At 55.0% G+C, this 13,002-nt stretch carries 16 protein-coding genes, 1 other RNA gene and 2 pseudogenes; 10 read left to right on the top strand and 9 right to left on the bottom strand.

The genetic code is table 11. The annotated features are described in order from the left end of the window. Nucleotides 1-4: 4 nt before the first annotated feature. Nucleotides 5-982, bottom strand: coding sequence for an NADPH:quinone oxidoreductase family protein (locus tag RGW60_RS17670; RefSeq protein WP_322205789.1), 978 nt, complete (start codon nucleotides 980-982; stop codon nucleotides 5-7). Nucleotides 983-1,113: 131 nt separating this feature from the next. Between RGW60_RS17670 and RGW60_RS17665 the strand changes: the two genes are divergently transcribed. Continuing rightward, on the top strand, nucleotides 1,114-1,521 hold the full coding sequence (locus RGW60_RS17665; RefSeq protein ID WP_322205788.1) for a flagellar basal body-associated protein FliL: 408 nt from the start codon (nucleotides 1,114-1,116) through the stop codon (nucleotides 1,519-1,521). 17 nt (nucleotides 1,522-1,538) lie between these two features. On the opposite strand, the gene RGW60_RS17660 is transcribed toward RGW60_RS17665, so the two are convergent. Beyond that, nucleotides 1,539-1,988 (bottom strand): EVE domain-containing protein, encoded by a 450-nt coding sequence (locus tag RGW60_RS17660; RefSeq protein WP_322205787.1) that lies wholly within the window; start codon nucleotides 1,986-1,988, stop codon nucleotides 1,539-1,541. Between the two features lie 190 nt (nucleotides 1,989-2,178). On the opposite strand from RGW60_RS17660, the gene RGW60_RS17655 reads away from it, so the two are divergent. Beyond that, a complete protein-coding gene (locus tag RGW60_RS17655) occupies nucleotides 2,179-2,331 on the top strand; it encodes a hypothetical protein (RefSeq protein ID WP_322205785.1) in 153 nt (50 codons plus the stop codon). 34 nt (nucleotides 2,332-2,365) lie between these two features. On the opposite strand, the gene RGW60_RS17650 is transcribed toward RGW60_RS17655, so the two are convergent. The 4 genes from RGW60_RS17650 to RGW60_RS17635 all read right to left on the bottom strand — a co-directional run bounded on the left by RGW60_RS17650 (nucleotide 2,366) and on the right by RGW60_RS17635 (nucleotide 3,806). Beyond that, on the bottom strand, nucleotides 2,366-2,986 hold the full coding sequence (locus RGW60_RS17650; RefSeq protein ID WP_322205784.1) for a 5-formyltetrahydrofolate cyclo-ligase: 621 nt from the start codon (nucleotides 2,984-2,986) through the stop codon (nucleotides 2,366-2,368). 85 nt (nucleotides 2,987-3,071) lie between these two features. Then, nucleotides 3,072-3,250: non-coding RNA, 6S RNA (gene ssrS, locus RGW60_RS17645), on the bottom strand. Nucleotides 3,251-3,282: 32 nt separating this feature from the next. Then, nucleotides 3,283-3,600 carry a cell division protein ZapA gene (locus tag RGW60_RS17640; RefSeq protein ID WP_322205783.1) on the bottom strand — a complete coding sequence of 106 codons (318 nt, stop codon included), beginning with the start codon at nucleotides 3,598-3,600 and terminating at the stop codon, nucleotides 3,283-3,285. Beyond that, complete coding sequence (locus RGW60_RS17635) at nucleotides 3,597-3,806, bottom strand: TIGR02449 family protein (protein ID WP_322205782.1); 210 nt, start codon at nucleotides 3,804-3,806, stop codon at nucleotides 3,597-3,599. Before RGW60_RS17635 ends, RGW60_RS17640 begins: the two co-directional genes overlap by 4 nt. A gap of 182 nt (nucleotides 3,807-3,988) precedes the next feature. Here RGW60_RS17635 and RGW60_RS17630 point away from each other — a divergent pair, with 182 nt between their 5' ends. The 8 genes and pseudogenes from RGW60_RS17630 (at nucleotide 3,989) to gcvH (ending at nucleotide 11,085) form a co-directional block, all read left to right on the top strand. Beyond that, nucleotides 3,989-4,543, top strand: coding sequence for a YecA family protein (locus RGW60_RS17630; RefSeq protein ID WP_322205781.1), 555 nt, complete (start codon nucleotides 3,989-3,991; stop codon nucleotides 4,541-4,543). 75 nt (nucleotides 4,544-4,618) lie between these two features. Continuing rightward, entirely contained in the window at nucleotides 4,619-5,953 is a 1,335-nt protein-coding gene (gene pepP / locus RGW60_RS17625; RefSeq protein ID WP_322205780.1) for a Xaa-Pro aminopeptidase, read from the top strand. Next, entirely contained in the window at nucleotides 5,950-7,137 is a 1,188-nt protein-coding gene (ubiH, locus tag RGW60_RS17620; RefSeq protein WP_322205779.1) for a 2-octaprenyl-6-methoxyphenyl hydroxylase, read from the top strand. The genes pepP and ubiH overlap by 4 nt, the downstream gene beginning before the upstream one ends. A 52-nt stretch (nucleotides 7,138-7,189) precedes the next feature. Beyond that, nucleotides 7,190-8,410, top strand: coding sequence for a 2-octaprenyl-3-methyl-6-methoxy-1,4-benzoquinol hydroxylase (locus tag RGW60_RS17615; protein ID WP_322205778.1), 1,221 nt, complete (start codon nucleotides 7,190-7,192; stop codon nucleotides 8,408-8,410). A 220-nt stretch (nucleotides 8,411-8,630) separates the two neighbouring features. Beyond that, nucleotides 8,631-8,923, top strand: a pseudogene (locus RGW60_RS17610) (iron ABC transporter substrate-binding protein); the annotation flags it as partial. After that, nucleotides 8,923-9,420 (top strand): annotated as a pseudogene (locus tag RGW60_RS17605) (iron ABC transporter permease); the annotation flags it as partial. The pseudogenes RGW60_RS17610 and RGW60_RS17605, both read left to right, overlap by 1 nt. Nucleotides 9,421-9,573: 153 nt before the next feature. After that, nucleotides 9,574-10,656 (top strand): glycine cleavage system aminomethyltransferase GcvT, encoded by a 1,083-nt coding sequence (gene gcvT, locus RGW60_RS17600; protein WP_322205777.1) that lies wholly within the window; start codon nucleotides 9,574-9,576, stop codon nucleotides 10,654-10,656. A 45-nt stretch (nucleotides 10,657-10,701) separates the two neighbouring features. Then, the gene (gcvH, locus tag RGW60_RS17595) at nucleotides 10,702-11,085 is read left to right on the top strand and encodes a glycine cleavage system protein GcvH (protein WP_322205776.1); all 384 of its coding nucleotides are present in this window, start codon (nucleotides 10,702-10,704) and stop codon (nucleotides 11,083-11,085) included. A gap of 72 nt (nucleotides 11,086-11,157) precedes the next feature. Here the strand turns inward: gcvH and RGW60_RS17590 are convergent, their stop codons facing one another. The 3 genes from RGW60_RS17590 to RGW60_RS17580 form a co-directional block, all read right to left on the bottom strand. Then, a complete protein-coding gene (locus RGW60_RS17590; protein ID WP_322206956.1) occupies nucleotides 11,158-11,478 on the bottom strand; it encodes a DUF2388 domain-containing protein in 321 nt (106 codons plus the stop codon). Between the two features lie 71 nt (nucleotides 11,479-11,549). Beyond that, entirely contained in the window at nucleotides 11,550-11,999 is a 450-nt protein-coding gene (locus tag RGW60_RS17585; protein WP_322205775.1) for an NfeD family protein, read from the bottom strand. Between the two features lie 9 nt (nucleotides 12,000-12,008). Next, nucleotides 12,009-12,929, bottom strand: a complete 921-nt coding sequence (locus RGW60_RS17580) for an SPFH domain-containing protein (protein ID WP_322166567.1) — start codon at nucleotides 12,927-12,929, stop codon at nucleotides 12,009-12,011. Nucleotides 12,930-13,002: the final 73 nt, after the last annotated feature.

The raw sequence follows: 13,002 nt of genomic DNA, 5'->3' as shown, positions 1-13,002 counted from the left end.
CCCGTCATCTAACTCCAACAACTACCTTCCCAACTGCTTTCCTCTGCGCCAACGAGTCAATCGCTTCTCCGGCCTTTTCCAGCGGATAAACCTGCGATATTAACGGCTTCAACTTCCCCTCCGCATACCACGCAAACAACTGCTGAAAATTAGCCGCGTTATCCAACGGCTGTCTTTGCGCAAAAGATCCCCAGAACACCCCAACCACCGAAGCACCTTTCAACAGCGCCAAGTTTACCGGCAGTTCAGGAATACGCCCGCTGGCGAACCCCACCACCAACAACCGGCCATTCCAAGCAATTGACCGCACCGCTTGGTCAAACAGATCCCCGCCCACCGGGTCGTAAATAACGTCAACGCCCAGCCCATTGGTGAGGCGTTTGATCTCGTCTTTGAGATTAGTGTCGCTGTAGTTGATCAACTCATCGGCGCCGGCTGCTTTGGCTACGGCAAGTTTCTCCGCGCTGCTGGCGGCGGCGATGACTTTGGCGCCCATGGCTTTGCCGATTTCGACGGCGGCGAGGCCTACGCCGCCTGAGGCGCCAAGTACTAGCAGGGTTTCGCCGGGTTGCAGGTTGGCGCGCTGCTTGAGGGCGTGCATGGAGGTGCCGTAGGTCATGCTAAAACCAGCAGCAGTGATGTAATCCATCGCATCCGGGATAGGCAAAACGTTGTAGCCAGCTACTGATATTTGTTCAGCAAAGCTGCCCCAGCCGGTCAACGCCATGACCCGATCGCCGATTTTCAAGTGGCTGACTTTTTCACCGACGGCCGAAACCACGCCCGATGCTTCACTGCCCGGAGAGAAAGGGAAGGGGGGTTTGAACTGATATTTACCTTCAATAATTAGCGTGTCCGGAAAATTGACCCCCGCTGCGTGCACATCCAAGACAATTTCGTTTTTCTTTGCTTCTGGACTGGCGACTTCTTCCAGCACCAATGTTTCGGCGGGGCCGAAGGCTTTGCACAGCAGGGCTTTCATCGGACTATTCCTTTTTTAGTTATAGCCGATAAGTGTAGGTAGGCAGATTTCTGGGTCAATCAGAATGCCGGAGCCAAATAAGCAGACATAAGTGCAGTAAGCTACGCAGCAAATCGGATGAGGAGTGGACTGTGAAAGCGTGGATCATCATGTTGTTGGCTTTGTCGCTGCCCGTCGTGGCATCGGCTGAAGAGTCTAAAGAAAGCGATGCCAGCAAGGTGGCTTATGTTTCCCTCAGTCCTGCCCTAGTGGGCAACTACGGCCTTGATGGCGGGCCGAAGCTGCACGTCTACAAAGCTGATATTGCGCTGCGGGTTACAGGTGCCGACGCTGAAAAGGCGGTCAGACACAATGAGCCGCTGATTCGCAATCAGTTGGTGGCGCTGTTTTCGCAACAAACCGTCGACACCATGAATAACGTCGATGCGAAGGAAAAATTGCGTCAGGAAGCGCTCAAGCAAACCCAGCAAATCATGAGCGATGAGGAGGGTAAGCCGGTTGTTGAAGATTTGCTCTTCAACAACCTAATCATTCAATGACGTACTTGAACCGGGATTTAAAGCAGCGCCAGTATCGCTTGCCATTGGTCGGCGGATACTGGCATGACTGAAAGCCGGGTACCTTTTTGCACGAGAGGCAATTGTTCCAGTGCGCTTTGCTGCTTCAGGTAACTGATTTTTAGCACGTGTGGAAAAGCTTCGACGAAGCTGACGTTGACGGCGCTCCAGCGATTTTTTTTCTCGCTGGATTTCGGGTCGAAATAAGCGCCACCCGGATCAAGTGCGGTGGGGTCCGGATAAGCTGCATCAACAATACGTCCGATGCCGACAATCCCGGGTTGCGCGCAGCTGGAGTGATAAAAGAAAAAGGTGTCATCAGGCGCCATAACTCGCATGAAGTTTCGCGCCTGATAATTGCGTACGCCGTCCCAGCGAGTTTCGCCTAGGCGTTGAAGGTCTTTGATCGAGAGTTCTTCCGGCTCGGATTTCATCAGCCAATAGGCCATGGGTGTTGCTCCTGAATCGGGGTTGAAAAAAGTGATGCGATTTTATGACAAACCGACGTTCGGTTGACGCCATCATTTGCGTGAAAGTGATAGTTGTCGGAGAATGCGCGTGATTTTAAGCATCGCGTTGTTGCAGCGGCTTTATAAACCGTAGTCAGTGACGCATTGATTTGCCCAAGGGGGGCAATCGATGAAACGCAAACCGGATATTTTATGGGTTTTGGCTTTTTTGTTCGGTTTGGGTGTAGTAACCACCGGCTACGCACAGAGTTTGTGGACGAATAAGTCTGATGCGCCTGTAGAAATTTCTCAGCAGCACCATCAAAAGCCACCGCAGCACTGATTGATCCTATCGACGCTGCAATCATAAGCAGCGTCTAGCCTCGATCCTTATTGACTCCTTGATACCAGCGCTTATCGGTCACAGTGCCTTGTAACGGCACGTCCCAGCTCGCCTGCGCCAATTGATCGATCTTCTGACATTCATGGGCCAGCCCAAGCAAAACCGGCTTCTGCCAGGCTTTTCTTCGGGCCTGATACGCTAGGCTACGGTCATAAAAACCACCGCCCATGCCCAGTCGCCCCCCCACATCGTCAAAACCCACCAACGGTAGAAGAATCAGATCCAGTGTCCAAACGAGTCGCTGCCGGGCGACATTTGATCGCGGCTCGGGGATGCGAAAGCGGTTAGGTCTAAACGTTTCCCCGTGAATGACGCGCTGAAAAACCATCTTGGTGCGTGGCCAGGCGCTGAGCACCGGCAGGTAGGTTTTCTTGCCGCGTCGTTGAGCTGCACGCAGCAATAAGCGCGGGTCGATTTCACCGTCGTTGGGGATATATAGCGCTATGTGTCTGGCGCGGCGGAACAGTGGGTTTTGTGCGAGCTGGCGATACAGACCGCGAGCGGCTTGGCGTTGTTGGCTGGGGTTTAAGGCGCGACGAGTTTTGCGCAACTGAGTACGCAGTTGTTGCCGCGAAAGTGGCGCGGGACTGGTCATTCAGGTAGATCCAGAGTCAATTTGGCTGGGCGCCGAATCGTAAAGACCATCGCCAGACAGCAAGACTGGCCATGGATAAAAATAAAGACTCCCCGACGAACCGCTGTCGGTGTAGCCCTTGAACCCGAAAGTTCAAGGTGGAGATTGCAGGAGGACTTAAGGCTTTCCGTCAAGCGGACATGCACACCGTCCCCAACGTGCAACCCCCGTGGTTGTGCGTATCGGCTCAGGGACATGACCGACTGGCTAGCACTCCAGGGAGCGGTCGCAAGTATACCCGAAACCTGTCCAAAGATTCACTTTTGGGTGGGTTCCGGATCAGTGGCCAGCACTAGATCAACCCTTTCCAGCAAATTGCGCACTTGCTCGCGGGTCGACCCACTGGCCTGAACGTCGGGCAAATCCTGCTTATGGAGCAAGTCGTGGGTGATGTTGAGCGCAGCCATCACGGCAATGCGATCGGCCCCAATGACTTTGCCGCTGCTACGGATTTCACGCATCTTGCCATCCAGGTATTTCGCAGCACTGACCAAATTGGTGCGCTCTTCCTGAGGGCAGATGATCGAATATTCTTTATCGAGAATCTGAACAGTTACGCTGTTACTTGAGCTCATGAGTCTTGCTCCAGGGCCTTGAGGCGCGAAATCATGGATTCCACCTTATGACGGGCGATTTCATTTTTTTCAATGAGATGAGCGCGTTCCTCGCGCCAGGATTTTTCCTGAGCTACTAAGAGTCCATTTTGGCTTTTTAGTTGCTCGACACGCTTGATTAGCAACTCCAGTCGAGCCATCAACGCTTGTAGATCGGTATCTTCCATTGTGTCCCACTGAATACTTTCTGATGAATGGCGTAGGTGCAGGCGCGTTAATAGTCGTTCAAAAGGGCTTGCAGGGCAGTCTCGGCGCGTTTACTGGTGCAACTGCTGGAAATAAATGAGCGCACGCCCTACGATACAAGGCCTCCATTCTAGACATTGCGCCGCTTGGCGCCTAGTTACCCATGCCTATTCAGAATTCTCCGTATAAAGCTTTTGCCGCCCTGCTCAATGCCGGTGGCTATCCTGTGTCTCCTGCCGAGCTGCATGGCCTTTTGTTGGGCCGCAGTTGTGCTGGCGCTGGTTTCGACATCGATAGCTGGATGGTCGATGCCAGCGAAATGCTCGGCGCAGCACCGCAAGACGCTATTCGCCAGGCGCTGGTTGGTCTGCAAGAGATGGTCAAAGGTGAATTGACCAGTGACGACATGACTGTCGTGCTGTTGTTGCCTACTGACGACGCCCCGTTGGCTGAGCGCGCCATTGCGCTTGGCCAGTGGTGCCAAGGCTTTCTTGCCGGTTTTGGTCTGACTGCCCGTGATACTGCAATCAGTGCTGAAGCTATGGAAGTTCTTCAAGATCTATCGGCTATCGCTCAAGTCCAGGACGCGCTGGAAGAGTCCGAAGATGGCGAAGGCGATTACATGGAAGTGATGGAATACCTGCGCGTCGCTCCGCTGCTGCTATTCACTGAATGCAACAAGCCTGCGACACTCGAACCGAAACCGTCGTTGCATTGATCGCTCAGCTTGCGGCCGTTTGCCGGCGAGTCAGGCCGGCCGCGCAAAGCACTCATAAGGGGACTTCACCTGTTTATGATCCATATCCCGAAGTCGGAATACGCCCGTCGTCGCAAAGCCCTGATGGCGCAAATGGTCCCCAACAGCATCGCGATTTTACCGGCTGCTGCGGTGGCTATTCGCAACCGCGATGTTGAGCATGTCTATCGTCAGGACAGCGACTTCCAGTACCTCAGCGGTTTTCCAGAGCCCGAAGCAGTCATCGTTCTGATACCCGGCCGTGAGTACGGCGAGTACGTGTTGTTCTGTCGTGAACGAAATCCCCAGCGTGAGCTGTGGGATGGTCTGCGTGCAGGGCAAGAGGGGGCGTTGAGTGATTTCGGTGCCGACGATGCATTTCCGATCAGTGATATCGACGATATTCTTCCCGGCCTGATCGAAGGCCGTGATCGGGTGTACTCGGCCATGGGCAGCAACCCTGAGTTTGATCGCCATGTGATGGACTGGATCAACGTCATCCGTTCCAAAGCGAATATGGGCGCGCAGCCGCCGAACGAATTTGTTGCGCTAGATCATTTACTGCATGACATGCGCCTGTATAAATCTGCGGCAGAAATCAAAGTTATGCGTAGCGCCGCCGAAATCTCTTCGCGTGCCCACGTTCGAGCAATGCAGGCCAGTCGTGCCGGGCTACATGAATTCAGCCTCGAAGCTGAGCTGGATTATGAATTTCGCAAAGGCGGGGCGAAGATGTCGGCCTACGGTTCCATCGTCGCTTCGGGTCGCAACGCCTGCATCCTGCACTATCAGGAGAACGACGCGGTGCTTAAGGATGGCGACTTGGTACTGATTGATGCAGGGTGTGAGATCGATTGCTACGCCAGCGACATCACCCGTACGTTTCCGGTCAGCGGTACGTTTTCGCCCGAGCAAAAAGCGATCTACGAATTGGTGCTTAAATCCCAGGAAGCGGCGTTTGCAGCGATTGGGCCCGACAAGCATTGGAATCAGGCTCACGAAGCCACGGTTTTAGTGATTACCACCGGATTGTTGGAGTTGGGCTTGTTGCAGGGCAACGTTGAGGAATTGATCGTCAGCGAAGCCTATAAAGCGTTTTACATGCACCGTGCCGGTCATTGGCTGGGCATGGACGTACATGATGTTGGCGATTACAAAGTCGGCGGCGAATGGCGTGTTTTAGAAGTCGGCATGACGCTGACTGTTGAGCCGGGGATTTATATTGCCCCGGACAATCAAAACGTCGCGAAGAAATGGCGAGGAATCGGTGTGCGGATCGAGGATGACGTAGTGGTGACCAAGCAAGGATGTGAAGTGCTCTCCCATGGCGTGCCCAAGACGGTCGCGGCTATCGAGGCCTTGATGGCTGCTGCGAGAGCCGAGGCAGCATGAGCCGGGTCAATATTGCAATCGTCGGCGGCGGTCTAGTCGGGGCAAGCCTGGCTTTGGCCCTTCAAGCAGGAGCAAAGGCGCGGGGCTGGAAGATCGTTCTGATTGAACCCTTCGCCCCCGGTGATTCTTATCAACCGAGCTATGATGCACGTTCGTCCGCATTGTCCTTTGGTGCGCGAAAAATTTACGAGCGCTTAGGCCTTTGGCAGCACATCAGCCGTCGTGCTGAGCCGATCCTGCAAATTCAGGTTTCTGACCGCGGGCGCTTTGGCGCAGCTCGATTGTCGGCAATGGAAGAGGGCGTGCCGGCATTGGGTTACGTGGTGGAAAACGCCTGGTTGGGTCAATGCCTGTGGCAGGGCCTGGACAGCGACGTGATCAGTTGGCGCTGTCCGGCCGAGGTCAAGCGCATGCAACCCTTGGGCGATGGCTATCGACTTACCCTCGATGACGAAACCGAAGTGGAATGCGACCTGGCGATACTCGCCGATGGCGGCCGTTCGGGGCTGCGCGAGCAATTGGGGATCGGCGTCACTGAGCGGCCCTACAACCAGAGCGCGCTGATCGCCAACATCACGCCGAGTGAAGCCCATTGCGGGCAAGCATTCGAGCGCTTCACCGATGACGGCCCGATGGCGTTATTGCCGCTGCCCGAGAATCGTTGCGCTCTGGTCTGGACCCGTGGAGGTACGGACGCCGAGCGTCTGATCGCGCTGGATGAGCGCAGTTTTCTCAGCGAACTACAGAATGCGTTTGGCTATCGTTTGGGCGCATTGCGACAGGTGGGTGCGCGGCATGTGTATCCGCTGAAACTCGTCGAGGCGCAAGAGCAAGTCCGTCCGCATTTGGCAGTGTTGGGCAACGCCGCTCATAGCCTGCATCCGATTGCTGGGCAAGGCTTCAACTTGTCGTTGCGCGACGCTAACGCATTGGCCGAAGCGCTGCTGGCGAGTGAATGCCTGCCAGGCGATTTTGCCACCTTGCAGGCGTATCGCGAGTGCCAGCGTTTGGATCAGCTATTGACCGTAGGCTTCTCCGATCAAGTTACACGACTGTTCGGCAGCGTTCAGCCATTAGTCGGTACGGGGAGGAATCTGGGTTTGCTTGGGTTGGACCTGTTGCCCCCCGCAAAACGTTGGTTTGCCCGTCAAGCCATGGGGCTGGGAACTCGCCCCGATGCTTGATGCCCGAACCCTTACATCACGGCTTACGCCATTCGCGGGAATGATTTAAAGCATGGAAACACGCGCAGATCTTCTGATTGTCGGGGCTGGAATGGTGGGTAGCGCCCTTGCGCTGGCGTTGCAGGGCAGCGGCCTGAATATCGTGCTGCTCGACGGTAGTGCGATGAGTGTTACACCGTTCGATCCGCAGTCGGCATTTGAACCTCGGGTCAGTGCGTTGTCTGCCGCTAGTCAGCGCATTTTGGAACGCCTGAATGTTTGGGAAGGCATGGCCGCGCGGCGCGTTAGTCCCTATGGCGAGATGCAGGTGTGGGACGGCAGCGGCACTGGGCAAATCCATTTTTCGGCAGCCAGTGTGCACGCTGACGTACTCGGCCATATTGTCGAAAATCGCGTGGTTCAAGATGCACTATTGGAGCGGCTGCACGACAGCAATATTGGCCTTCTGGCCAACGCGCGGTTGGAACAGATGCGTCGTTCCGGGGACGATTGGCTGCTGACACTGGCTGACGGGCGTACCTTGCGCGCGCCGTTGGTGATCGCGGCAGATGGAGCCAATTCCGCGGTACGTCGCCTGACAGGCTGCGCCACTCGGGAATGGGATTACCTGCATCACGCCATCGTCACCAGCGTGCGCACCGCTGACACGCATCAGCAGACCGCTTGGCAGCGTTTCACCGATGAGGGGCCGCTGGCATTTCTGCCGTTGAAGCGCGAGGGCGAACATTGGTGCTCGATCGTTTGGTCCGTCACCCCGGCCGAAGCCGAACGCTTTATGGCGCTAAGCGATGAAGCGTTCTGTCGCTCGCTGGAAAAAGCGTTCGAAGGTCGTCTCGGTGAGGTGTTGAGTGCTGACCCACGGCTTTGCGTGCCGCTGCGCCAGCGGCATGCCAAACGCTACGTGGCTGAAGGCTTGGCGCTGATCGGCGATGCGGCGCACGTCATCCACCCGCTGGCCGGGCAGGGCGTCAATCTGGGTTTTCTTGATGCCGCCGTGTTGGCTGAGGTTCTGTTACATGCTGCTCATCGCGGTGAGCGCTTAGCCGATGTGCGGGTGCTTAGCCGTTACGAACGCCGCCGGATGCCGCATAACCTTGCGTTGATGGCCGCAATGGAAGGGTTGGAGCGTTTGTTCCAAGCTAATCCGTTGCCCTTGCGCTGGCTGCGCAACACCGGCCTGAAATGGGTCGACCGACTACCAGATGCTAAAGCTCTGTTTGTGCGTCAGGCGCTGGGGTTGACGGGTGATTTGCCTGCGTTAGCGCAGGTTTAAACAGTGAGTCGTGTGAGATCGAATCCACTTCAGAGGCATGTGGCTCGGTCTCTAAGGCATACCGCATCATGACATTCGTGCATGAATTTGCTCTCGCAGAGCAATTATTCGATTCAATGGTCCCGTGCGATATTCCGTAACGCCTCTGTTGTGAGTTTGGTTGAGATCGCAAAAGGTATTTCTTACCCTTTCGCCTCAATTCTGACACGAGGCCATGCCCATGCAGGTAAGCAAGCGTCTTCTATCGACCCTGATCCTGACAGTGCTCGCTAACAAGCCGCCGACGAGATTGTGGTGTACTCATCGCGCATTGATGAGCTGATCAAGCCGGTATTTGATGCATACACCCTCGAAACTGGGGTCAGAATCAAATTCATTACGGACAAGGAAGCGCCTTTGATGCAGCGAATCAAGGCCGAAGGCGAAAACGCCACGGCTGATTTACTGCTGACCGTTGATGCCGGCAACCTGTGGCAGGCTGAGCAAATGGGTATTCTTCAGCCATTCACATCGCCCGGCGTCTGTCTCCAACCCCGGCGGTGCGCTCTGCGTTGAGTGCGGCCAACCTCGGTTATGCGCTGCCGGGATCGGTGCTGGCCGTGTCGATCATGTTGGGCTTTAGCTACCTGGATCGAGCGTGGGTCATTCCGTTGTCGACGGCGGTGGGAGGGGCCGGCAAACCCTTATTGCTGGGTAGTCTGTTTGCGCTTCTATTGGCCTATCTAGTGCGCTTCATTGCAGTGGCATACGCGCCGCTCAATGGCTGCCTGCCTCTATTGCTGCCTGGAGCCCTAAGCGCAGGATTGTTAGTGTTTGTAGATGTACTCAAAGAGATGCCTGCAACGTTGCTTATGCGTCCATTCGGATGGGATGCCTTGGCCGTCAGGATTTTCGAAATGACCAGCGAAGGCGAGTGGTCAAGGGCATCGTTGCCGGCCTTGACACTTGTGATAGTAGGGCTTCTACCAGTCATCGGTTTGATAAGGCGTTCAGCCCGTCAGATCGGCTAGGTGCGGGTCTATCACCATGCGGCTACAATGCGCCGCAATCGGTGCGGTCTGTCAGACTAATCGGGTGGTTGAATCTGTCTAAAGCTAATGTTTATAAGGCTTTCCCAGTGTCGCGCCGCTCCGCATCTTCGCCACGCCCGGAAGGAGAAACCCATGGGACAGCGTACGCCGCTCTTTGACATGCACCTCGCTCTTGGCGCAAAAATGGTCGACTTTGGCGGTTGGGACATGCCGTTGCATTACGGTTCACAGGTCGAGGAGCATCATCAGGTGCGCCGCGATTGTGGGGTATTTGACGTATCCCACATGACGGTTATCGATATAACTGGGAGTCAGGCAAAGGTCTGGCTTCAATATTTGCTCGCCAATGACGTCGGCCGTTTGATCCTGCCAGGCCGAGCCCTCTATAGCGCGATGCTCAGTCCTGACGGTGGTGTAGTCGACGATATGATCGTCTACCTCACCGACAGCGGGTATCGTCTGGTCGTCAATGCCGCTACTGGCGCAAAGGATTTGGCCTGGATGCGCGCTAATGAGGCTGACTTCGATGTGCAACTGGTCAAACGCGATGATTTGGCAATGCTGGCTATTCAGGGACCCCACGCTCGGCACAAGATTGCCGAATTGGTTACCGGTGAGCGTGGCGCAATAATTCAACAACTGCGGCCTTTTGAAGGGTGCAGCGAGGGCGACTGGTTCATTGCCCGCACCGGTTATACCGGTGAAGACGGACTTGAAATCATCCTTCCGGTTGACCAAGCCTGTGGTTTTTTCAACGATTTGGTCGGCGCAGGTATTTCGCCTATTGGCTTGGGAGCCCGCGACACATTGCGTCTTGAGGCCGGTATGAACTTGTATGGCCAAGACATAGATGAACAGGTTTCACCTTTGGTGGCCAACATGGCATGGACTGTCGCCTGGGAGCCTGCCGGCCGCAACTTCATCGGCCGCAGTGCACTGGAAGCTGAGCGGGCCGCTGGGGTGAAATCAAAACTGGTCGGGCTGGTGTTGGAAGAACGCGGGGTTTTACGGGCGCATCAGGTGGTTAGAATCTCAAAAATTGGCGAAGGGGAGATCACCAGTGGTAGTTTCTCGCCTACGCTAAGCAAGTCGATTGCATTGGCTCGTGTGCCAATGGCAACCGCCGACCGTGCTGAAGTCGAGATCCGCGGCAAGTGGTATCCAGTTCGCGTGGTACAACCTAATTTCGTACGTCATGGCAAAGCCTTGATTTAACTTCTCTGGCGGGTTTTCCGCTGACCTGATGTAGAGGATGACTAAATGAGCAATATCCCCGCTGATCTGCGTTTTGCCGAGAGTCACGAATGGGCTCGCCTTGAAGCCGATGGCATGGTGACTGTTGGAATCTCCGACCATGCACAAGAAGCATTGGGCGACGTAGTATTCGTAGAGTTGCCAGAAATTGGCAAACTCTTCACCGCAGGCGACGCTGCTGGCGTGGTTGAGTCCGTCAAAGCCGCATCTGACATCTACTCGCCGCTGTCTGGCGAAGTAGTTGCAGTTAACGAAGAGCTGGGCAGTACCCCAGAGGCGCTGAATACTGCACCTTATGACTCGTGGATTTTCAAGCTCAAGCCAAGCAATACTGTGGAGCTGGAAAATCTAATGAATTCGGCTGCGTATAAGACTGCTATCGGCGAATAACGATTTCGATAGACGAAAAAGCCTCGACTAGTCGAGGCTTTTTCTTGAGTGCTGTTATGTAGCCGTTTCGGGTTATTTCTCGGCGACCAGATTTTTAGCCAAGATCGCGTTGGCCAGTTCCATGTCCGTCGCTTTCAAGCCCGGGTTGTCTGTACGCACTTGTTGCATGGCCGCTTCCAGAAACGGGCCGCGAATACCACCATCGCTGGCGACAAAACTATCGGCATCGTCTTGGGCCGCGACGATCAACTTACGGTCGTGTCTGAATGTTAGATACGTGGAGCCGGTTGTTGCGCCGGATGAGATTACATCGTGCCAAAAACCGTCGGCCATCGCGGACGCGACCGGGAGTGAAAGCAGAGCTAACGTGGCTACAGCGAACTTAAGACGCATGATGGGTAACTCCGACGTGGTTGTTCTGATGTGTTGGATTGCCCAAGCCATGTCGGAGTTCCGTAAGGCCCTCAGGAAGCCGCTTCAACTTTTAAAACGGCCCCGTCTTGACTGACTACTCTTACTTGGCTGCCTATCGGTAAGTCAGGGCCCACCACCATCCATACGCCATCATTGACCTTGATTTTTCCGCGCCCCCCAATGATTGCGCTTTGAACGATGAAGGTGCGCCCGATCAACTCCTGACCGCGCATGTTCAAACCCGGTTGATCCGACACCCTGATCGCGCTGCGTTGACGTTGCCACCAATACACTGCGGTTAGTACCGAGAGCACGGCGAACAGCACGAATTGAAGTGTCCAGGGCATTGCCGGAATCAGAAAACTAAGAATGCCCACGCCTGCCGCCGCTACGCCAATCCACAGCAAGTAGCCACCAGCGCCAAAAACTTCAAGAATCAATAAGACCGTGCCCAACCCCAGCCAATCCCAAAACGATAGGTGTTGCAGGTAGTCCCACATGGTCACGCCTTAGACTTTTTTGCTTTCAAAGGTGGCTTTGACAATCTCGCCAATTCCGCCGACCGCACCAATCACTTGGCTGGCTTCAAGCGGCATCAGGATAACTTTGCTGTTGTTGGCTGATGCCAACTTGCCTAAGGCATCAATGTATTTCTGTGCGACAAAATAATTGATCGCTTGCACGTTGCCAGACGCAATGGCTTCGGACACCACTTGTGTTGCCCGCGCTTCTGCTTCTGCTTGACGCTCACGGGCTTCGGATTCAAGGAAAGCCGCCTGACGACCGCCTTCAGCTTCAAGGATTTGTGCCTGCTTCTTGCCTTCGGCAGTCAAAATGGCCGACGCCCGAAGCCCTTCCGCTTCCAGAATTTGCGCGCGCTTGATCCGCTCGGCTTTCATCTGGCCAGACATCGCGGCCATCAGGTCCGCAGGTGGGCTGATGTCTTTGATTTCGATGCGGGTGATCTTGATGCCCCACGGCGCGGTCGCTTCATCGACAGTGCGCAGGAGTTTTTCGTTAATACCGTCGCGCTGGCTGAGCATCGCGTCGAGTTCCATAGAGCCCAATACAGTTCGGATATTGGTTTGCAGCAGATTACGAATTGCGTGCTCAAGGTTATTCACCTCATACGCCGCTTGTGCGGTATTGACCACTTGGAAGAAACATACCGCATCTATCTGCACCGTAGCGTTGTCAGCAGTGATGACTTCTTGTGGCGGGATATCGAGCACGCTTTCCATGACGTTGATCTTGCGGCCGATACGGTCCATCACCGGCACAATAATATTCAAGCCCGGTTTCAGCGTATTCGTGTAACGCCCGAAACGTTCAACCGTCCATTGATAGCCCTGTGGGACAACCTTGAAGCCCATGAACACGATGGCGATGGCCAACGCGACGAACAGTAAAAGCACACTACCGATTTGCATAACGGTTCCCTGTTTTGATGGTTAACGGGCATTTAGGCAGAAATACATGTTCAGGGGCGATTTAACTGAGCAT

The organism is Pseudomonas sp. AB6, from assembly GCF_034314105.1.
Taxonomy (GTDB): domain Bacteria; phylum Pseudomonadota; class Gammaproteobacteria; order Pseudomonadales; family Pseudomonadaceae; genus Aquipseudomonas.
The sequence above is the reverse complement of the archived record's forward strand: the minus strand, read 5'-3'. Positions and strand labels throughout refer to the sequence as shown.